The 21,933-nt window shown below is 46.3% G+C and carries 13 protein-coding genes; 6 read left to right on the plus strand and 7 right to left on the minus strand.

Annotation, left to right across the window (positions count from 1 at the left end; translation table 11 throughout):
• Window positions 1-111: 111 nt before the first annotated feature.
• Both NG796_RS07935 and lipA read right to left on the minus strand, forming a co-directional pair.
• Complete coding sequence (locus NG796_RS07935) at window positions 112-5,580, minus strand: AAA family ATPase (RefSeq protein WP_261205362.1); 5,469 nt, start codon at window positions 5,578-5,580, stop codon at window positions 112-114.
• Between the two features lie 828 nt (window positions 5,581-6,408).
• The gene (gene lipA, locus NG796_RS07940; RefSeq protein WP_261205363.1) at window positions 6,409-7,341 is read right to left on the minus strand and encodes a lipoyl synthase; all 933 of its coding nucleotides are present in this window, start codon (window positions 7,339-7,341) and stop codon (window positions 6,409-6,411) included.
• Window positions 7,342-7,694: 353 nt separating this feature from the next.
• Between lipA and NG796_RS07945 the strand changes: the two genes are divergently transcribed.
• The 3 genes from NG796_RS07945 to NG796_RS07955 all read left to right on the plus strand — a co-directional run bounded on the left by NG796_RS07945 (window position 7,695) and on the right by NG796_RS07955 (window position 10,828).
• Window positions 7,695-8,243, plus strand: coding sequence for a response regulator transcription factor (locus tag NG796_RS07945; protein ID WP_261205364.1), 549 nt, complete (start codon window positions 7,695-7,697; stop codon window positions 8,241-8,243).
• Between the two features lie 232 nt (window positions 8,244-8,475).
• Window positions 8,476-9,510: a bifunctional heptose 7-phosphate kinase/heptose 1-phosphate adenyltransferase gene (locus tag NG796_RS07950; protein ID WP_261205365.1), complete on the plus strand. Its 1,035-nt coding sequence runs from the start codon at window positions 8,476-8,478 to the stop codon at window positions 9,508-9,510.
• Between the two features lie 868 nt (window positions 9,511-10,378).
• Window positions 10,379-10,828, plus strand: a complete 450-nt coding sequence (locus NG796_RS07955) for an ATP-binding protein (protein ID WP_261205366.1) — start codon at window positions 10,379-10,381, stop codon at window positions 10,826-10,828.
• Window positions 10,829-10,929: 101 nt separating this feature from the next.
• On the opposite strand, the gene NG796_RS07960 is transcribed toward NG796_RS07955, so the two are convergent.
• Window positions 10,930-11,223 (minus strand): DUF6439 family protein, encoded by a 294-nt coding sequence (locus NG796_RS07960; protein ID WP_261205475.1) that lies wholly within the window; start codon window positions 11,221-11,223, stop codon window positions 10,930-10,932.
• Window positions 11,224-11,450: 227 nt separating this feature from the next.
• Between NG796_RS07960 and NG796_RS07965 the strand changes: the two genes are divergently transcribed.
• Both NG796_RS07965 and asnS read left to right on the plus strand, forming a co-directional pair.
• Window positions 11,451-11,906, plus strand: a complete 456-nt coding sequence (locus NG796_RS07965; protein WP_261205367.1) for a DUF2203 domain-containing protein — start codon at window positions 11,451-11,453, stop codon at window positions 11,904-11,906.
• Window positions 11,907-11,982: 76 nt separating this feature from the next.
• Window positions 11,983-13,374 carry an asparagine--tRNA ligase gene (asnS, locus tag NG796_RS07970; protein WP_261205368.1) on the plus strand — a complete coding sequence of 464 codons (1,392 nt, stop codon included), beginning with the start codon at window positions 11,983-11,985 and terminating at the stop codon, window positions 13,372-13,374.
• Window positions 13,375-13,472: 98 nt separating this feature from the next.
• On the opposite strand, the gene NG796_RS07975 is transcribed toward asnS, so the two are convergent.
• From NG796_RS07975 to NG796_RS07990, 4 genes are all read right to left on the minus strand, one after another.
• Window positions 13,473-15,143, minus strand: coding sequence for a hypothetical protein (locus NG796_RS07975; protein ID WP_261205369.1), 1,671 nt, complete (start codon window positions 15,141-15,143; stop codon window positions 13,473-13,475).
• Window positions 15,144-15,544: 401 nt separating this feature from the next.
• A complete protein-coding gene (locus NG796_RS07980) occupies window positions 15,545-16,657 on the minus strand; it encodes an LptF/LptG family permease (RefSeq protein ID WP_261205370.1) in 1,113 nt (370 codons plus the stop codon).
• Window positions 16,658-16,933: 276 nt separating this feature from the next.
• Window positions 16,934-17,665, minus strand: coding sequence for an LPS export ABC transporter ATP-binding protein (lptB, locus tag NG796_RS07985; protein WP_261205371.1), 732 nt, complete (start codon window positions 17,663-17,665; stop codon window positions 16,934-16,936).
• 148 nt (window positions 17,666-17,813) lie between these two features.
• Window positions 17,814-18,260, minus strand: a complete 447-nt coding sequence (locus tag NG796_RS07990) for an LptA/OstA family protein (protein WP_261205372.1) — start codon at window positions 18,258-18,260, stop codon at window positions 17,814-17,816.
• A gap of 1,104 nt (window positions 18,261-19,364) precedes the next feature.
• On the opposite strand from NG796_RS07990, the gene NG796_RS07995 reads away from it, so the two are divergent.
• Window positions 19,365-21,836: a Calx-beta domain-containing protein gene (locus NG796_RS07995; protein WP_261205373.1), complete on the plus strand. Its 2,472-nt coding sequence runs from the start codon at window positions 19,365-19,367 to the stop codon at window positions 21,834-21,836.
• Window positions 21,837-21,933 lie beyond the last annotated feature (97 nt).

Here is a 21,933-nt window from a genome sequence, read left to right on the forward strand (position 1 = left end):
AAGGGAATCGCTGGCAACACCATGACCCGATTCTCAACGCATACGATTAATTGATGGTGGGGCGATCGCCTCATTCAAACCGAGGAAAGAGAGTCAGGGTAACGCCGGAAGTTAGCGTAATCCAGTAAAGCGCTTTTGACAGAGATCAAAATAGATATGCGCCACCTGATCACCGGGATTTTGATTTAAGCAATAGGCCAATAAACGGGCTGATCCCAGAAAGTCTTCGTCATCAAATAGAGATAAAGCTTCAGTAAATTGGTCTAAGGTCGCTAACTTTGCCGCTTTGATTTCTGGAGGGTCGGCATCAAAGACTTCATAGACTGTTACTTCTTCGGATTTTCCTTTGACCTTGACCCGATCAATCCGGCGAATGGCATAGCGATCGCGATGGATTAACCGCGAATAAGTTTGCTCCGTAATTAACAGCGCTACCCCATAATTTTTGGTCAATTTTTCTACTCGGGAAGCTAAATTCACTGCATCGCTAATCACCGTCCCATCCATGCGATTTTGCCCCCCCACGGTTCCTAACATTAAGGACCCGGTATTAATCCCAATCCCATTTTTAATGGGTGCAAAGCCCCAACTCACCCGATGTTGATTGTAATCAACCAGACGATGCAGCATAGAAATTCCCGCTTTAACGGCATTATCGGCTTCTCCACTGAAGAGCGCCATAATTGCATCGCCAATATATTTATCAATAAATCCTGAATGTTCAGCGATCGCGGGTTCCATTCGGGATAAATAAGAGTTAATAAATTTAAAATTTTCTTCCGGGGTCATACTTTCACTCAGGGTCGTAAAGTCGCGAATATCGGAAAACAAAACTGACATTTCAACCTGTACTTGGTCCCCCAATTCCACATCCACAATACTGGTTTTATTTAACACCTGGAGAAACTGACTAGGAACAAATCGTTGGTAGGCTTGATTGAGTTGAGCTAAATGCTTTTCATTCTCTCTAACTTCGGAATAGAGTTTAGCATTTTGAATAGAAATTGCAGCTTGTCCCGAGAGGAGTTTTAAAATTTCTACCCGTTCTGGGATAAATGCCCCAGTAGTCCGATTATTCTCTAAATAGACAATACTAACCAGCTTACCACCATCAATGAGAGGAACACAGAGGATAGATTGGGTTTGATTTTTTTGAATATAGGAATCATTGGTAAAATCGCCATCTTGGGTTGCATTATTTAAAACAATGGTTTCTTGAGTTCTCGCCACATAATTGACGATCGCCACTGAAACCCGATCCGATTCAATCACGGGAATCGATTGCAACACCGTGATGCGATCGCCATCAATCGTTCCCTCTGCTTCTATCCTCAATTGTCCCTGATTAGATAAAATCAAACAACCCCGTTGTGCCCCGGCATTCTCAATGGCAATTTTCATTAAACTAGAGAGCAATTTCTCTAAAACAATTTCCCCATAAATCGCCTGGGATGCTTTCATCATGGTTGATACATCCAGATGGGCGAGTAACTCTGCTGCACTGGCAGATATCGTTTTTTTTGTGTCTGGAATTTTCCGATTTTCTGGGGTGAGTAAGTTATCATATAATTTCTCTAATTGCTTTACCTTAGCGACTGCACCCCAAAGTTGATAGCAGTAGTAAGCTTCCTGTAAATAGGCTTTAGCAATTAATCCTTTGGATTGAGCAAAATAAAATTTAGCTGCCCGTTCATAAATTAGGGCAGTCTCAGGGAGACAATCCCGTTGTTGAACCAAATCAAGGGCGGAATCGTAGCAGGCGGCAGCCCGTTGATTTTGACCCAAGACTCGATACCGTTCTGCCTCAACTAGCTGAAATTTATGAGCATTATTCATGCCCGCAATCCGCGCCCATTTTTTAAGTTTTTTCTGGTTTATATTAACTTTTTCAATCCGTAGTTTTACAGATAAAGGCTCAGATTTAGCCGCCATATCTAAGCGAATTAGAGAATCATAAAAATAAAAATAAATCACTACAGGAGATGCGGTAACCCCATCCAGATAAGGTTCACAAAGATTAGCTGACTTAATTGCTTGGTCTAAATTGCCAAACAGATAATTTAAGATTAATTTATTAAAATATAAATAACAAATAGCAGTCCGGTCATTCCGGCTTTCAAGTTCCGGCAGCATGATGATTTCATCAAAAGCGGTCCCTTGTAACGTGCAAGGATCCGCAGACTTTCCCAGTAAGTTAAGCACTCCCTGATGAAAGACTTCTTGTAAATTCAAAACCCGCACCTGTCCCATTTCCTGAATTCGGGTAGCATAGGTCGCCATTTGTGATTCTAAGGGGACTAATTCATGTCCGCTTAAAAAGGCATTATAGCAATAGTGACAAGCGGCATAAGCGGCATATTCTAAGTCTCCGTTTTCCAAACCCATTTGATAGGCACTCAGAAGGGGTTTTAAGACGGAATTGAGAGGGTCAATCCAATGCTGAATTAAAGCCCCGACTACAAATTCGGTTCGGGCTTTCACATCTCGAGCATTCAGTTGAGAAAGAACCTTAAGGCAGAGTTGACCAAATTGATATCCAGTTTGCAATTGTCCCACGACTCCACAGAGAATTACCCCATAACTACTATAGGCATAAGCGGATTCTGAACTATTGCCCCATTTAATGGATAAAGTGACATTTTTAAACACAATTAAGGGAAACATTAAGGGGGCTGCAAAATAGGCTGAAGAGGTAATTTTACCGAGGATACTCACGGCGGCTTTCGGATAGGCAGCAGTCATCAAGGGAAGATTGACGAAGCTGGCAATGGGTTTAAATCCGATCGCTAATTTGCTTTGCAACAGGCCCCATAAAACATGGCCGGTGTGGGGATTCTTGGGGAGTTTAACGCCCAAGAGTTTTAAGACTTTTAATCCAATGGCGATCGCCTCCTTAAATTGACTCTGGGCATTATAAGCTAAGATTTTGACTTCATACACTGCCACTGTATCTAAAACCGTTTTAGCATGACTCAAAACCGCTTCTATCATTTGGTCCATCAAGGCAAAATCTGTATTCAAATAAGCCACTTCTGCCGCTTTTACATACAGAGATAATGTTAAAGTATAATGCTTTTTCCAACTGTTCTGTTCTAATAAATTTATCCCGACTTTTAAATAATTTAAAGCGGGTTGATAAGCAGCGGACAGTTTAGCTTTTTCTCCTGCCATCAGATTTAATTCAGCCCATTCATATTTTTGCTGGGATTCAGTCACTAACCCTAGGGCAAAATTAAATTGATTTACCATATCAAAAATTTTTTCTTCCAGGCGACTGGGGGGAGTATTCTCCAGAAGAATTTGCCCAATATCTCGATGAACCCCAACCCGTTCGGCATCTGGAATCAGAAAATAAGCCGCCTGTTGAATGCGATCGTGAACGAATTGATAAACCAGGGCGGGATATTCCTTGCGAGGTAAATAACAATAAGAATAATCCTCTTCACTCAGAATTAACTCGATTTCCCCAGAATTTAGGCGAGATTTTAATAAATTTTCGGCAACTGCGGCGTTTAAATCTTCTACTGTTTTTCTCAAAGATTGCTGACTGATTAATTCTAAGAGATTTAAGTCAAATTCATTACCGATACAAGCAGCCAATTTTACTAATACTTGAGTCGCTTCGGGTAGCTTTTGAATTTTACCCGTCATCAGTTCTACCACATTATCCGTAAAATCTCTGGCTTTAATTTGCCCTAAATCCCAGAACCAGCCAACCCTACTACTTCCTAAGTTTTCCGGAGAATCAGGGAGGAGAGAAGTGGTATCCGGATCCTCAGATCCTTGAGTTCTAAACTTTAGTAGTCCTTCTGTATAAAGAGACTTTAAAAATTCGTTCATAAAAAAGGGATTGCCCCCGGTTTTAAACTGGACTAACTCCGCCAATTCCATCACTCGTTCTGGCGTTGATTTCAGGGTATCGGCAATTAATTGGGCAATGGTTGGTAACTCTAAGGGAGATAAAAAAATTCGCTCAATAAGGATTCCATTTTTCGTAATTTCATCCACCATTAACTCCAATGGATGACCCGCCGATACTTCATTATCTCGATAGGCCCCAATTAAAAATAATCCTGGGACCGCCCCTGCGATCAGTCGTTGAATTAAGTTTAAAGAGGCCCCATCTGCCCATTGTAAATCATCAATAAATAAAGCTAAAGGATGTTCCGGTTGTGTAAAGACTTTAATAAAATTTTGAAAGACTAAATTAAAGCGATTTTGGGACTCATTGGGACCGAGAGTGGGAACCGGAAGTTGTTTGCCAATAATTAATTCAATTTCCGGAATGACTTCTACAATGACTTGACCATTAACCCCTAACGCAGTTAAGAGTTTCTTCTGCCATTGTTTAAGTTCAGATTCACTTTCCGTTAATAGCTGTTTGATTAACTGCTGTAGCGATCGCACCAAAGCACTATAGGGAATATTCCGCTGGTATTGGTCAAATTTACCCGAAATAAAATAGCCCCGATGAGCCGTGATTGGTTTGTAGAGTTCTTGTACTAAAGCTGATTTGCCAATCCCGGAATATCCAGCAATCAGCATTAATTGACTTTGCCTCCTTGCCCGTTCAAATGCAGAAATTAAGCGTTCAATTTCTACCTCTCTGCCATAGAGTTTTTGCGGCAGTTGAAACTTATCCGAAATATCTTGTTGTGCAATAGGGAAGGGAGAAATTTGACCAGTTTTCTGGAGTTGCTGTAAACAAAGTTCTAAATCTGCTTTTAATCCGTAAGCACTTTGATAGCGTTCCTCCCCGGTTTTTGCCATCAGTTTTAAGATGATGTCAGATAGAACTGGCGGAATCAGACAATCCGGTAAAGTCTTGGGGATTCCGTCTATATCAGTTTCCAAACGCTTTCCTTCTGCATTTAACTTTTCAACCTGAAGATGAGGGGGAATTGGCTGTTTGGCAATATGACAATGGATTAATTCTAAAGGGTCGGTACTTTCAAAGGGTAATCGGTGGGTCAGTAGTTCATAAAAAGTCACCCCCAAGGCATAAAAGTCACTGCGATAATCCACACAGCGATTCATTCTGCCTGTTTGTTCCGGAGATAAATAGGCCAAAGTTCCTTCCAAACCACTAGGATTTTGTAGGGGGGTATTTTGCCGGTTTAATTGGGTAGAAATTCCAAAATCAATGATTTTAATCTGCCCCGTAGTCGGGTTAAAAACAATATTACCCGGGTTAATATCTTTATGAATAATATTGGCAGCGTGAATCTGGGCCAGGGCCTCGGTTGTTTCAATGGCAATTTGCAGAAATTCAGCTAAAGTAAATTGGCGATGCTGCATCCAATAGCTTAAAGATTCCCCCCCAAAATCCTCGATAAACATGACGAGGCGATTCTGATATTTTTGCAAGTCATAGACTTGCACCACTCCCGGTACATTGAGAGATTTAGTAATTTCATATTCCGTGCGATAGCGAATGAGTTCTTGAGGAGTGGGATAATTTTCTTTCAGAAATTTGAGGATAATAGATTGATTATCTTCCTCACGAATCCCTCGATACAAGAGAGAATTAGAACTTTCATAGATTTGCACTTTAACCGCAACACCAGGAAGAGTCAGCATAGTTACATTATCGCTAGAAAGCTATGAAATTTGAGGGAATTCCGGGGCGATCGCCACTCAAACCCGCTCAACATTCGCACCCCCAATGGGGCTAAAATCGGCAAACGTACAATTCTGAACCGACTATCCCCGATCCGTACAGTAGGTCCTACCCAAAAATGTCGTTAAATATCAGTCTTTAGATAGATGCAGCTTAATCTATTAGTTTATCTAAATCAACCGCCCAAATGAGGGTAGGGTCACCCCTTACCCTTTCTGTAAGGGAGAAGGGATTGAGATACTGACGCCACTCAGAAGGGAAACATCAACCCGGGGGAACCCTAAAATAAAGGACCCTCATGAACCCCAAAGGAATAGATAGTTTGAGTTTAATTTTGTCGCCCATCTGAACGAAAGCAAGTGCTTTCTAGGATAGCTTATCTGTTCTCAGAATTTTGAGGCGATCGCCCCTAAAATTGGGGGTACTCATCCCCATTTCCCCGCCACGGATTCTCTCAGGGTTGGGCTTGCGGAGTCCCCTTTTCAAAACAGGACCCAATTAATTCGACTCCTTTAGGGATTAAGCTTCCGTTGAGCGCGATCGCTATAAATCTGCACCACGCGATCGCCAGGATTTTGCTTCAGACAGTCCCCAAACAACTGTAACGCCTCCAAAAACTTCCCGGCTCCATCGAAAGATAAGACTTTCGTAAATCGCTATAAAGTCGCTACTTTCGCACTTTTATTTGACTCACATAACCGTGGGCTTTTTATAATCATTTCACCCTTTTGGTAGAGGGAAATTAAAAACCAAAAGGGATTGATTTATAGCGTAACCAGTTGCCCAATTTACTCCGCTTCCCCCGCATGATAGGAACTGCGAACTAGAGGACCCGATCGCACATGAGAAAAACCCATTTCTCGGGCGACTGTCCCTAACTGATCAAACTCCTCCGGTGTCCAATATTTCTGCACCGGCAAATGTTCTAAAGAGGGCCGCATATACTGTCCCAACGTCAGGCGATCGCAATCTACCGCCCTCAACTCTTCCATTGCCTCAATTACCTCATCCTGGGTTTCTCCATGTCCCAACATCAAACCCGACTTCGTAGGAATCGTTGAATCCAGTTCCTTGACTATCCTTAACACTGCCAAAGAGCGATCCAACTTTGCTCCTCGACGCACCCGCCCTTGTAACCGTCGGACGGTCTCAATATTATGGTTGTAACAAGCCGGTTTGGCGGCCACAACTGTGGCAATTCTCTCCCGTTGTAAGCGCTCCAACTCTGTCCCTTGTCCCCCCCAGAAATCGGCGGTGAGAACTTCTATCTGAGTCTCCGGAGTGCGATCGCGAATTTCGTTCATCGTTGCCACAAACCATCCCGCACCGCCATCGGCTAAATCATCTCGCGCCACCGAAGTCAGCACCACATACCGCAAACCCAACAACTGTACCGCCTCCGCCACCTTTTGCGGTTCCTGGGGGTCCAACGGCATCGGCGCATGACCCTTATCCACCTGACAGAAGCCACAAGAGCGAGTACAAGTGGGACCCATTAACAAAAACGTAGCCGTCTGATTGCTATAACATTCCCCCCGATTGGGACAACGGCCCTCTTCACAAATCGTATGGATCTGCCGTTGCTTGATAATCCGTTGCACCTGGGACAACTCACTCGCCTTGCCAATGCCGCGACGTCGCAACCAGTCCGGCATCGCCTCTATTTCATTGCGGAACGGGGTTGCAGCCGTCGGATTCGTGGGGTTGGGTTGAGCAGACATGGCGTTAAAAGGGTGAAGGGGGTAAAAACTGCTTCATTCCAGCCGGGGACTGAAGCGGAGCGAACCTATTCTACTCTAAGCCTTTGCGCCTTGATCTGTAACCCCAGACACGCTCCAGGGCGGGAATTGCCATCATGATGAGGTTAGCATAGACCTGGTTCGTGCAAAAAGAACCAAGAGGGAGATCAACCCGGTCCCAAAGCCCAATACAATCAAGAAAGCTGTCATTTTTGGGATCTGCCTGGACCACCGTCTAGTTTTGGCGGGGGTGCATCAGCATCCTAGGGGCAGGCATAATGAAAAAACTCTCTTGTTAGAATTACAGCTTTCACTCACCCCCAGAGGAGTCAGTCGTGGCAAGTCACAAGATCCTAGTTATCGATGATAGTGCAGTGATCCGGCGCATGGTCAGAGATATGCTGCCTGCCGGTAACTTTGAAGTATTAGAAGCAAAAGACGGCGAACAAGGACTCAAACAGATCCGCGAAGAACGCCCTAACCTGATTATGTTGGATTTCCTATTGCCAAAGGTCAGCGGTTGGGAGGTGTTCCAGCAGTTGGAGAAAATCTCTAAAACTGAAGGAAAGATGACTCCACTCGTTTTGATGTCAGGACGGAAGGAGGAAGTCGCCGAAAAAATTGCCGAACCGTTCAATTATTTTGAATTTATTGAGAAGCCGTTCGAGAAGAAATCTCTAATTGAAGCGATTAAAACCTCGATGGCGAAGGCCAAAAAATGGCAACCGGAAGGGGCCCCCGTACCTCAACCCAGCAGTGGTGGAGACAGTGCGGCAGAAATTCAGGCACTCAAGCAACAAATGGCTAAGATGCAAGCTGAAATTAATGCGTTAAAGAAACAAATGACTCAAGTGGTGACCCTGATCAAAACCAAGTTGAAGTAGTCCCTAAGCTCAGGGATGGTGTTAATAAACTCAGTTCAATCCCATCGTCTCGTTTCTGTCTGACCTGACGGGGAATTGGCGTGGGTTGAAGGGGGATTGAATGCTCCCAGGACCTCTGTGGAGAGATTTGCTCAGGCGATCGCTCTTTTTTGGTGCGATCGTCAAGATTGCCGATCTCGTCCCTGTGGTCCAGAATTCTGATGTCTGAACTTTTAACAGAGAGTTGACCGAAATGGCTATTGAGTCCCACTTTGCCGATCGCCTCCGGGAAGGAGCAAGACGCTCCCTAGAGTTGATAGACCGCTTTTCAACAGCGCGGGTCCTCGTGATTGGCGATTTGACCCTGGATGAATTTCTCACGGGTCAGGTGGAGCGTATTTCCCGAGAAGCGCCTGTTTTAATTCTGCGCCATGAAAGCACCCGCCAAGTCCCCGGAGGGGGAGCGAATGCGGTTTACAATCTGGCAAAAATGGGAGCTAAGGTTAAAGTCGCCGGTTTAATCGGCCAAGATGAACAAGGAAAGGCCCTCTGCCGCATTTTTGAAGCAGCAGGAATCGATACTGGGGGGATTTTCCTTGATGGCGATCGACCTACAGTCACCAAAACCCGGATTTCGGGCCATGCGCGTCAGTCGGTGACTCAGCAGGTGGTTCGGGTCGATCGCAAATCCGATGAGTTACCCAGCATAGACTTACAGCAACAACTCGCCGACTACATCCGCGCTCAACTCCCTACGGTGGATGCGGTTGTTTGTTCCGACTATGGCGATGGCGTCCTGACTCCCCTGGTGATTGAGGCAGCATTAGGACATGAACTGACGGTGGTGGATGCTCAAACCGCCCTCCATCGCTATGCCGGTGCCACAATCTTTACCCCCAATGTCCCAGAAGCCGAACAAGCGGTGGGATACGCCATTACTACACCTCCATCCGTCACCCAAGCGTCACGGGACCTGCTGACCCTCACCCAGGCGCAACAAATGCTAATTACCCGAGGGGATGAAGGAATGACGTTATGCGATCGCGCCGGAATGGAACATCACATCCCCCCGTTCAATCGCACGGACGTGTTTGACGTCACAGGTGCTGGAGATACGGTAGTTTCAGCACTCACCCTCGGACTCTGTGCCGGGGGTTCCTACTGGGAGGCAGCAGTTCTCGGCAATTTGGCCGCCAGCATTGTGGTCCGCCAATTCGGCACCGCCACCACCACTCAAGGGGAAATGAAGGAGGCGTTAGCCTTATTGTTGAGTGAGGAGACGGTTTAAGGGAGATGGGGGGATGGGGGAGATGGGGAGGATGGGGGAGATGGGGAGGCTGGGGGAGATGGGGGAGATAAGTGCTGGTGATTTGGCTAATGCCAAGTCACGGGTTCAGAAGGAGGCGATCGCGCCAGTCCCCAAACAGATGCTTAATCCGCTCAGAGTAAGTGCCATAGCGGATGCCATGACACGAGAGCAATGACTGAAGTTGTTACCACAAATAATCTCCCCCATCTCCCCCATCCTCCCCATCTCCCCCATCCTCCCCATCCTCCCCATCCTCCCCATCCTCCCCATCTCCCCCTCTCCCAAGATAAGCACAACCAATCAGAGAACAGGGGAAAGCTCAGAATTTTGGGCCAATCCGTCCGATGCTGGGTTAGAAATGTAAAAATATTATTATTTTATTAGAGCTTCCCCGTTACCCAAGACTGCACTCCGGCTCGCCGGATCGTCTTCATAAGGGGATCGCCTACCATGAATGGGTTTTCACCTATACAGCCCTTCCCGATTTACCGGGATTTTTAAAGGCGCAGGGATGCGATCGCTCTCCCCTTTAACCGCATAAGGCTAACGGTTGGGAGAGTTTCTATCGGTGAAATAGTAGCTTTTTCAATGCAATTCGGTACAATAAAAGTGAAAAGCAGTTCGTGATTCAGGTCACAAACATGGTTTTAGCAATATGGAGATTCACAGTCCCCTGACCGGCGCAATCCGTCTGGGAATCGCCCATGAAACAATCCATAGGGCCTCTTTCAGCCCAAAAAGATTCCAACCGACTCAAGGTAAAGGGTGTAACCTGACCGTTCAGGTATTCTACAGGGTCTTGCTTAACCAACTGATGTATTTTTTCTAAAGCTGCGGGGTTTTTTCTGTGATTGCTATTTCACCTCGTCCAATAGAGCGTAGCTGGAACACCATTAGCTTTGCTTCCACGCTCTATTTGTGTCCAATCCTGGATCTGCTATTGGTTGATATTCCGCGCCAATGGCAGGCCGAAATCCGTCTCGGACTTCAGGAAGCATTAGTCAACGCTGCCAAGCATGGAAACAATTTAGATCCCCGAAAAACCGTGGTGGTTCGATTTAGTGGGATGGCCGATGAATACTGGTGGGCGATCGCGGATCAAGGAAAAGGTTTTGCCTGTGCTTGCCCTTGTCATGTCGATCCCGAGGAACATTTGCCTCATGATGAAGGAGAATGCGGCAGAGGGCTTTTTATTCTACACCAAATTTTTGATCAAGTCAATTGGGACGATAATAACCGAGAACTGAAATTATGTAAACAATTTAATCAGTCCTCCCGATTACCTAAACTGCGATAAGCGATCGCCCAGGGTACGGAATTCCAGAATCAAGGGTCGATTCTTCTTGAGGCTAGACCCAAACGGGGAAAAAATGCTCCCGTGAGGTCCTTCTGGATGGACTATTGCTCAGAGGATTTAGAAGACCGATCGCCATGAGTTGGGCAGGGGGGAGCACTAATTGAGCGATCAATCCACCCCACAGCTTGGTGTAGTCGTAACAAAGCTTCTTCGGGGTTCTCCTTGAGCAAAAACACTAAAGCAGCAGCAGCCTGTTCTTGGGCGCGAACCGCTCGGTTAGACTTCAGGCGATGCCAATCTTTTTCGGTTAAAGTCAGGCGTTCTGCGAGGGCCTGAGCGAGTTCTAGGGTACTAAACTCTTGTAACTTGTCCGAAAGCGGACTCTGCAAACCCATCGTCCGGTTGCCGTGGGTGGGAGTTGGGTTAGCCATTGTACAAATCCCCTGAATTCAAGGGGGGCAAATTTCTTGTGCGCGGTCAGGAATGGGTGAGCGCATCAATCCAGCCCATTTCAGGGGCCAGATGTCTTGAATGGAAAAAGAGTAGAAGTAGCATACCATATTTATGGCATCCTGCACGGTGAGCTTGTAAAATTATCTATTTTTATTTCTAACAGTTCCGAATGACATTACCCTCCGACCCATTTGACCCCTCAGACTCTGAGCGATCGGGCGAACTGCGAAGCGATCGCGGCGTCAATCGTGAGGGTCCCCCCGGACCAGACAGTAATCCCTTGGGAGAAATTGAGCGCCAAGTTGAAGAAACCGAGCGATCGCTCACCCATCTCAAAGAGCGGATCGCGCAAGTTCAGCGCGATCGCCAGCGCCAACGAGAGCTCCAAAACCGACGAGAGGACATCTATCAAGAAGTTCGTCAAGCCAAAACCATAAACCCATCGCTGATCCCGGAACTCAAACAAGAGTTAAAACAAATCCAGACTACCCTAGAGGCGATCGAACTCAACTTAGAAAGCGAACTCTTCAGTTTTAGCGCCCTCAGAGAACCTTTTTGGCAAGCCCTTCGCTTTGGGGGAATTGGTATTATTATCGGCTGGTTATTAAGAGCCTGGGCCAGCTAAACTCATCCTTCGCCACCCTCACGCCCTTTCCTCCGTTAAAATCATTACACTCTCAACCTAAACGCGAAACTCTAAAATGAAACAAAGGATAGTTGAAATTTTGCGAACTGGCGAACCCCAAACATCCGTAACTGTTCAGGGGTGGGTCCGCACCAAACGAGAATTAAAAGAATTTACCTTTGTTGAAGTCAATGATGGTTCCTCCCTGGCGAACCTTCAAATCGTTCTCAACCCCGATTTACCCCAGTACGCCGAAATTCTCAAACAACTCAACACCGGCGCATCCCTAGAAGTCTCCGGCATTCTCGTCGAGTCTCCTGCCAAAGGACAACGGATCGAGCTCAACGCCTCCGAAGTCAAACTCTATGGCGAATCTGACCCGGAAACCTACCCCCTCCAGAAAAAGCGCCACTCGTTTGAGTTTTTGCGGACGATCGGACATTTGCGCGGACGGACCAATACTTTTGGGGCCGTCTTTCGCGTCCGCAACGCTGCCGCAACTGCCATCCACCAATTCTTTCAAGAACGAGGGTTTCTCTGGGTTCATACTCCCATCATGACTGCGAGTGACTGTGAAGGGGCCGGGGAAATGTTAGCCGTCACCAGTTTAAATCTCCAGGACATTCCCCGGTTAGAAAATAGCAATCAAGTGGACTATGGAAAAGACTTTTTCGGTAAACCGGCTTATCTAACCGTCAGTGGTCAATTAGAAGCCGAAGTCATGGCAATGGCTTTGAGTGATGTTTATACCTTTGGTCCAACCTTTCGGGCTGAAAATTCCAACACCTCGCGACACCTCGCTGAGTTTTGGATGGTAGAACCAGAAATGGCCTTTTGTGACCTAACTGGGGACATGGATTTAGCCGAGGCATTCTTAAAATATATCTTTAAGTTTGTGTTGGAAAAATGCCCGGAAGATATGGAATTTTTCAACGATCGCATCGATAAAACGGTGCTGGAAACCGCCCATAATATTATTAACAATCAATTTGAGCGAGTGACCTATACCGAAGCCGTTACCCTCTTGAAAAAAGCCGATAAAAAATTTGAGTTTCCCGTAGAGTGGGGACTAGATTTACAATCGGAACATGAACGTTATCTGGCGGAAGAGTTATTTAAAAAACCGGCGATCGTTACGGATTATCCTGTAGAAATCAAAGCCTTCTATATGCGGCTGAATGATGACAACAAGACCGTAGCCGCAATGGACATCCTCGCCCCCAAAATTGGGGAAATCATCGGCGGTTCCCAACGGGAAGAACGTCTGGATATTCTCCAACAAAGGTTAGAAAAGCAAGGACTCAGTATTGAGGATTATTGGTGGTATTTAGATTTACGCCGCTACGGGACCGTTCCTCATGCCGGGTTCGGATTAGGATTCGAGCGTTTAGTCCAATTTATGACCGGCATGAGTAACATCCGAGATGTGATTCCCTTCCCCCGTGCACCCCTGAGCATTGATTTCTAAGGGAGGGAAAAGAAACTGGGTTTCTGCTGTCAATTGATTGCCAATTGCCAGCAATTTAGAAAAGAAACCCGGTTTCTAACCTATAGTACAACCGGGCATTAGGGATTGGAAAAGGTATTAATATTACCGCCCCCAATATGGCGACCGGGAACGGAATTGGGGACTGAAAACGGCTGAATCGGTTGAAGGGGTTGCACTCCGGGAGTCTCTCGGTTGAGATTAAGGCTCGAATTGTCTACTGGAGTAGACTGAACCGAGGGGGGATTTACGGGTTGATTGATCGGTACATTGGTGGCGGGATTGAGGGAGGAGGGACTGGGTGGCTGGCTGGGTTGATTTAGGGGTAGGGGTTGCGCTCCTGGAGAAACCGGAGGAGAAACCGCAGGAGAGTTGCCTACAGGTTGGTTAGTCGGAGGCTGATAGATCGAAGAGTTCGGCGTTAAATCCCTGGCAGTTCCGAGGTTGTTTGGTGCTAGGGGAACCGCACTGGGTGCAGTGGGTGCCAAGGGAACTTGTGTCCCGCGCAATTGTAATAAATACTCATAGGCATTAGTAGGAATGGAATTCGGAGTCAAAGGGGTAGCGGGAAGGGTTTGATAGTTGTTCGGACTGTTGTAATCCTCAGAGTAATCCACGGTATAGGTGGGGCTGATTTCTCCCGGCAGTCTGGGAGTGATGACTTGGTTGGGATCTCCCGATGGCTGATTCAAAACAGACCCTTCAACGGGGTAGGGATTGAGGAGAGTCTCCGGGGTGATATTAGGTATTGGCGTCAGTTGAGGCGAGTTGCCGTAGGGACTGGGGGAACTTAAGGGCGTGCCGTAAGGGTTATTTGACCCGGGTTGAAGCGGGTTGGCGGAAGGATTGGCCGCATTCTGGGGAGTGCCGTTCGGCGTTGGCGTCCGTTGAGGAGTGTTCCCCGAGGAATTGGGTGCAGTTTGGGACCCGGAGTTCGCTCGATTTTCTGGGGCGTTGGGGCGATTTTCCCCAGAGTTCCGGCGATTGGATTGTTCTTGAGGGGTAGATTCTCGCTCTTGACTCCCTTCGGGATTGTCCGGGTTGCGATCGCCATCGGTGGAGTTGTCGGGAGAATACAAGCGATCCATTGCTGATTGTAAGGGACTTACCGGCAATCGGGACAGGTCTGGAGTCTCAAAATTATTAACGCTACCGGAATAGATTCCCAAGCGATTCCCGGGAGGTGGCGGGGTCCCATTGCTATTTTCTGGAGGCGTAGGCACTCCGAGAACGCTTACCTCGGGTAATTCTTCAGAGGTCCCATTAGCCTCATTATTGGATGGGGGTAAAATAGAGAGTTCTGGCAGTTTGTATAGATCTTCCCCATTTTGATTCGGGTCCTCCACGCCCCCTAAACCCCTGTTAATCGGAGATTGAGCGGGGTTCGATGGCGATCGCCTAGATGAAGACCTCCGGTTGGAGTTCCTTGGGGTGGGCAGTGTAAGGGATGGAGGCGGTTGGATCTGCTTCAAATCATTGATCAGCACTGAGGAACTATCAATATCTGCGGCGATCGCACTATCTTCCGGGGACATTCCCATCTCCCCCTCCAACTCATTCCCCAGTTCCATCTCCTCATCCTCCTCTAAGCTAAACAGATAGAACTGTTCAGGATTTTGGGAAAACTCCCAGATTAACAGGGTTAAGAGTCCCAGAATCAGCACAGAACCCCACACGAAGGGTCGCGTGTAATGTCTTAACCTGGCTCGGATTTTGCGGATGGCAGGAGAGGTTGAGTTGGGGTGTGACATAGCTTTTAATCCCGAGCTAATTGATCTAGGTAGAGGGATGAACTGATTTAATGTTGCTGATTATAGAATAATCGCACTTTAGAACCCAGGTAATCAGTTCCGGATAAACTTTTTATAAAGATTGTCTACTATGTATTATAGTCCTTCAATGGATTGATGGGTCCTTATTTATAAGGGTCATCAGGATTATTAATTTTTAGATTCAGCATTCTTATAGGACTCCTGAATCTATTCTGTTCTGGCTATAACCCTGAGAGCCTTGAGCGTGGGTTTGCTTAATCTGTAGGTTAGCACCCATATTTAGCTCGTTAGTTTGGTTATAAATCATTTAGGATGGCGATCGCCTCAGAGCCACTGCGATCGCCGTGGCTCTGTAAAATCGGGCTACCATCAACCGTAGTTTATCGTGAAGCCCGCACTAATAAAAATACGCTTATCACTAACCCCAGGGCTATGGGCAACCAGGCTGCCATAAAGGGAGAGAGAATCGCCAATTGACCCAGAGCATTAGCAAGAAACGCCGTTAAATAGTAGCCAAAAATGATAATAATGCTAATCCCAAAACTGGTCGCTTTACTGGCACGACGGGGGCCGAGTCCCAAGGTAGCCCCGACTAAACCAAACAAAACACAGACAAAGGGCAATGCATATTTTTGTTGAATCCGCACCTCTAATTCCCGAATATTTTTTTCACTCCCTCCAAACCGAATAATTTCGAGTCGTTCTTTAGCTTGGGCGATGCTCATTTCCCCATAATCTCGCCCCCGGGAGGCTAAATCTAACGGAGTGCGAGGCAGTTTAAGTTCTTGATGTTCAAACCGGACAATATTCCGATAAGAGCCATCGGGTGCGATTAAATAAACCGTACCATTAAAAAAATCCCAGGTATTTTCTTTGGGATTCCAAATGGCCGATTCTGCTGAAACGATTTGGTTTAAGCCTACCTGGGAACGGTCCAAAATGGTTAAGGTTTTCATCCGTTCACCATCGAACTCTTCCGCATAAAATAGGCGTTTCATCACCGTAACTCGGTCCCCATCCTCTTCGGTTACCCGGTCAAATTCTGTATAAATAATATTCCGGTCTTGAAAAGAAGGTCTATCTTGATTGAGTGCCCGCTGTAAGGTAACGGTTGCCTCGTAGTTGGCTGCTGGAACAATCAGTTCATTAAAAGCAAAGGTCAATCCAGTCACGCAAAAGCTCAGGGCGATCGCCGGGACAACTAATCGATAAACACTCACCCCACAACTGCGTAAAGCGACGATTTCGCTATCGGCAGACATCCGGGAATACCCCATTAAGGTAGCGAGTAATACGGACATGGGAAAGGCTAGAACGATGAAATCCGGGAGTTTTAAGAAGAAAACTTGCAGCGCAATTTCTATGGGTAAGCCTCTTTCCGTAACGCGCCGCACGAGGTCAAATAAGGTCCCGATCGCCACCCCTACGGAAGAAAACGAGCCGACTCCAAAGAGAAACGGCCCGATTAATTCAAGGGCGATATAGCGATCCATCACCGAGCCTCGCAACAGCCACCAACTGAAGGATTGAAACGATTTTAATGAATTCGAGATCATGGGAAGTGTGAGGAGGAGTTGATGCGATGGCAGTTTTTAGCAGTCCGGAGGAAGGACTGCATGAACCCTGAATCTGGTTATTCAAACGAGGGACTAATCCCTATTTTCTACTAAATTTTCAAGATTTACAGACTGCTATTTTTTGAATGAATTCCAGTTAGAAAAGCAATTTTTAAAGAAAAAAAGGTAAATTTAACCGAGATTGAGCTAATTTTAAGATAGCGTAAAATTCTCCCCTAAATAATATTGTCGGACCAGGGGATTGGTAGAGAGTTCCTCCGGGGTGCCAAATGCCAGAATTTGTCCATCCCGCATGATGTAGGCGCGATCGGTGATGGCGAGGGTTTCGCGGACATTATGATCGGTAATCAGAATCCCCATGTCGCGATCGCGAAGTTTGGCGACGATTTGCTGCATTTCCGACACGGCGATCGGATCAACCCCCGCAAAGGGTTCATCTAACAGCAAAAATGTAGGACCCTCGCCCCGTACAGCTAAGGCCCTCGCCATTTCCGTCCTTCGTCGTTCTCCCCCGGAGACATTTTTGCCCTTTGTCTGGGCGACAACTTGTAGACGGAATTCTCGCAGCAGCGTATTGAGACGCTGCTGCCACTGCCAAGGTGGGACTTTAGTTTGTTCTAAAACCAGCAAAATGTTATCTTGAACCGTCAGATTCCGAAAAATGCTCGGTTCTTGAGCCAGATAGCCAATTCCCAACCTAGCGCGGTCTTGGATGGATAAAGGGGTAATATCTACGTTATCGAGCCAAATTTTCCCTTGGGTGGGTTTTTCGAGTCCCGTCACCATATAAAAGGTGGTGGTTTTTCCCGCACCATTAGGACCAAGCAACCCGACAATTTCCCCTTGGGAAACCGAAAGGCTCACCCGGTTAACAACGGCACGCTTGCCGTAGGATTTGTGAACATTCTCCAACCATATTTTCACTCGGGACCATCCTCTTAGGACTAAGGGCTAATGTCTACAAACGGAGCAATTTTTTCCCCGATTGGAGAGAAGGAGTTACCGATGGGGCGATCGCCCCCAACCACTCCTTCTTAACCATTTTTAAGCATTCAGGCGTCCATTGTCTCCCTTAGAGTCCAGGAGCGGTCCCATCCGGTAGGAAATAAATCGACTCCACTTGTTTGTTGTCTTCCGGAAGGGCAATAAATCGGCCCTCATCCAAAAGATAGGTAATCGTTTCCCCCCGAATGCTGTTGTTATCTTGGATCACATAAGCATTCCCACTGAGCACGATGCGTTGCTCTCGGCTAAAAAATTGGGCTTGGGCTGCGGTCCCTTGCATATTTCTCGCAGGATAGTTGATACGGACATTGCCGCGTGCCGTGATAATCCCGGTTCTGGAGTCAGATTCTTGCATATCCGATCGCACTCGCAAGGCACGGTTGTCCTGCGCCGCATTCGGAGTTTGGGGATAACTCGGCATGGCAACAACGCTCGACAAGGCGACTGGCATCATCAATGCCAACCCGAGGCGAAGCAATAAATGTGAGGAACTTAAGCGGACAGAGGGCATCATAGCTGAGTTCACTGGTATAGGCATGATAAGCACATTCGCAAGAGGATGCAGATGGAGTTCTGCCATCTTCTATTGGTAGTCTAGCCAATCCTACCAATCCGTAATCCGGATCGCGTCCGAGGGCAACTTCTGTAGCCTCCGTTCTGCTTGATGTTTGACGGTTTCCAGTCTTCCGAAGTTTCGGAAGCCTTGACTAGGACAAGATTTTACCAAACTTTATCTCCCTCTGGATTAAGGGCCAGAGGCTTTCTCTCTTTTTAGCTATTGTGACCCCTTTTGGACACCCAGGGGGCAGCTTTTTCAGGCCCTGGCTTACAACATCTATCTTTAGGGGGATTTCCTCCTATCCTTACAGACAAATAAATTAGGTGCTTTAGAGGGAAAATTCAGGCTTACTTTTATAGCCTCATCCCTCCTAGGCTGACCTTTTTCCCTTCCCAGTCATTGCCTCCGCGTCATCTTTCCGGATTTCAAATTCAGGATTTGAAAACTTTATAATTTTCTTAATTTTCTATTGGGCTACTTTCATTTAATGTATTTAAAAAGTTTGAAAATTTAAGTATTATCCCCGATCAAAAATTTCAAATTTTTGATTATCCTAATCACAGGATCACCGAAAATTCCTTAACGCTTATTATTTACCGCACCCAGATTGAGCTAATTTTTATAAAATTTTTAATAAATGTTTCCTAGTTTCCCGTGAATTGGCTCACCATAAGGGACAAAATTCTAAAATTTTACCGTCACCCTTAAACATGAAAAAATCTAAGAGAGCTAAAATCTAATTTTGGCTCAGTAAAACTTTATTTATGGTAAAAAGCAAGTTTTATTGCTACAGATAGATTGAAATTTTACCTTGTTTTTTGAGCAAACCTCCCCCTGTAAACTCATCTTTATTTTTTGAATTTAGGTTAATTCCTTCATGAGGTTTGCCGGAAAATTATTTCGGCTTTTGAAAAGTGAACTATTAAAAATGTAACTGCTAGAAAGTAGAGGCTTCCAAAATTACCAGATTTATCCAGCTATTGCCTAAAATTTAGCTGGGGAATAGGGTATTGGCAAACCTTGAATAGCAGTCATTCAAGTTCAACTGGAGGAATTCCCTTGGAAGGAACTTTAGACTTAAATGCCTTTACCGTCCTGGTCGATGAGACGGACTATTTAACAGCTTATCCCGATGTTAGAATAGCCGTAGAGACGGGGATATTTACCTCGGGATTAGAACATTTTCAACGCCACGGAAAACCGGAAGGCCGTCAACCGATCGCCGGATACAATACCGCTTACTTTTTAACGGACAATGCTGAGGTAGTTGTGGCGACAAATCAAGCGGATTTTATCCTAGCACTCGATGGAGGCGATCGCGTTTTTGGATTAGAAGGAAATGATTTTATTAATGGCAATCAGGGAGATGACTTCATCAATGGGAACCAAGGCAATGATACCCTTCATGGGGGACAAGGGAATGATGTCTTGCGAGGGGGTCAGGGAAATGACCTCCTATGGGGAGACTTAGGAGATGATACCCTTTATGGGGATTTGGGTGCGGATACCTTAACGGGTGGCAGTGGCAATAATGTCTTTGCGATCGCCAGGAGAGACGATGTACCCGGTTTTCGGTCCACTGGTAGCGCCAACTTACCAGAAGCGGACTGGATTATAGATTTTAAAAACAATCTTGATCGCATTTACCTAGACGGTGGACTGGCATTTGAAGACCTGTATATTTTTCAAGGAACAGGTGCTTATTCTAGTCATACTATCATTCAAGATAGAATCACCGCTGACTATTTAGCAATCTTAAATGGGGTCGATTTCGCCACCGTTGATCGGAATAATTTTATTTCCCTTTCTCCCCCCTCTTCTTCTGATCCAAAAATTGTATTTGCACCCACGCCAAACCTAGGAATATCTAATCCCGAACCCACACCCACACCGGAACCCACACCAGACCCCATCTTAGAACCAACTCCGGAACCCGAACTCACACCAGGCGCGGTGGGATTGAATGCACCGATCTTTACCGTAAAAGAAGATGGAACAGCGATCGCCTCTGTCACCGTTGTTCGGACTGATGGCAGCGATGGCGCAATTAGTGCCGATTTATTCCTTACCGATGACACCGCAACTGCACCCGCCGATTACATTAATGAAACACTTACAATCACCTTTGGCGCGGGAGATACTACCCCTAAAACTGTACTCATTCCCATCATCAATGATAGCGAAGTAGAATCCACAGAAACCCTTAATTTATCTCTCGGCAATCTCTCCGGTGGTGCAGTATTGGGGACTCAAAATACTGCCATTTTGGAAATTCTGGACAATGATAATCTCAATAATTTAGAACTCACCCTGGCAACCTATCTCGGAGGTGGGGGAAATGACGAAGGGAATGCTGTAGCGATTTCTCCCCTTGATCGCGCCATTACTGTTGCGGGTAATTTAAATGGAACGGCGCAACTCCTACGATTTTCCGATCGCGGTGATACCCTGCTGTCGGAAACAGATTTAGGCGGGATTGTCAAGGATTTAGATATCGATCGCAACAGTGGAGAAATCGTCACTGGCGGCGATTTTGGGATTAAAGTATTTGATAGTACCGGGACTAATCTTCTCTGGTCCCAACCGGGAACAGTGGATCGGGTAGCGATCGCTAATAATGGTGCGATCGCCGCCTTAAACATCGCCACGGATACTGTCACCCTCTGGAGTGAGACAGGCACTCCCCTCGCCTCCACTACCTTGACTGGCACCGATATTCGTCCCTCAGATATTGCCATTAATCCCCTGAATAATCAAGTGTATGTCACCGGATTCAATCAAGTTTCTTCTGACTTACAAACTCCCTTAATCCGAGGATTTGATAGCAACTTAAATCTACTTTGGAATACCTGGGATTACAGTGCCACTGAAGTCACTTCTCAAAATTTAGGCGCAGATACTCGGGGAGAACGCCTCACCATTGCCGATGATGGCACTCTTTATTTCCTGGGAAAAACTGATGGAGGAAATAACGTGTTTACGCGGGATGGCAATACCATTACCACAACCCTGGGTAGTCGGTTAATTCAGCAGGATGAATATAATAATTTATCCGGCGCTGGCAGTGGTTCATTTACATTTTTTGCGAAAATTGATAGCAATACGGGTATGATCGACCGGGGTCAATTTATCGCCACTCGCCTGAGTAATGGCAATGCCAATAGTTTCAACCCTAATTCTATCGCCGTCGATGAATCAGGGACTGTTTACATCGGTGGTGCTGCTGCTGCCTCTATCCAAAACCGGAATTTAAAAACCATTAATGGGGAATCTGTGGGGAATTATACCCTCGGTGAAATGGCAGTATTAGCAGTCTCCGCAGATTTTACCACCCGCCAATTCTGGACTCCCTTAACTCAATCCGGTGATCTGGATGGGTCATCGGGAACGGTCAATTCTTTTGCCGTGGCAGGCGATCGCGCAGTGATTTTCGGAACGGTTAATAATCCCGGAGTTGCCACCACTTCCAATGCCATCAATCCCAATCCATTAGGGGGAACTGATGCCTATTTAGCAACTTGGGTAATCTAAATAATTCCCCAATCTTTCAAAAACGAGCAAAGTAGGGACAAGGCAATATCTTGTCCTTTTTTTATCCCCTAAATCCGGTCAATAGGACAAGAAACCG

The organism is Laspinema sp. D2d (genome assembly GCF_025370755.1).
Lineage (GTDB): Bacteria > Cyanobacteriota > Cyanobacteriia > Cyanobacteriales > Laspinemataceae > Laspinema.

Excerpts from the sequence above, each read along its gene's own strand:
- NG796_RS07935 (WP_261205362.1), bottom strand. The coding sequence starts at position 5,580 with ATGCTGACTCTTCCTGGTGTTGCGGTTAAAGTGCAAATCTATGAAAGT.
- lipA (WP_261205363.1), bottom strand. The coding sequence starts at position 7,341 with ATGTCTGCTCAACCCAACCCCACGAATCCGACGGCTGCAACCCCGTTC.
- NG796_RS07950 (WP_261205365.1), top strand. The coding sequence starts at position 8,476 with ATGGCTATTGAGTCCCACTTTGCCGATCGCCTCCGGGAAGGAGCAAGA.
- NG796_RS07960 (WP_261205475.1), bottom strand. The coding sequence starts at position 11,223 with ATGGGTTTGCAGAGTCCGCTTTCGGACAAGTTACAAGAGTTTAGTACC.
- NG796_RS07965 (WP_261205367.1), top strand. The coding sequence starts at position 11,451 with ATGACATTACCCTCCGACCCATTTGACCCCTCAGACTCTGAGCGATCG.
- asnS (WP_261205368.1), top strand. The coding sequence starts at position 11,983 with ATGAAACAAAGGATAGTTGAAATTTTGCGAACTGGCGAACCCCAAACA.
- NG796_RS07975 (WP_261205369.1), bottom strand. The coding sequence starts at position 15,143 with ATGTCACACCCCAACTCAACCTCTCCTGCCATCCGCAAAATCCGAGCC.
- NG796_RS07980 (WP_261205370.1), bottom strand. The coding sequence starts at position 16,657 with ATGGATCGCTATATCGCCCTTGAATTAATCGGGCCGTTTCTCTTTGGA.
- NG796_RS07990 (WP_261205372.1), bottom strand. The coding sequence starts at position 18,260 with ATGATGCCCTCTGTCCGCTTAAGTTCCTCACATTTATTGCTTCGCCTC.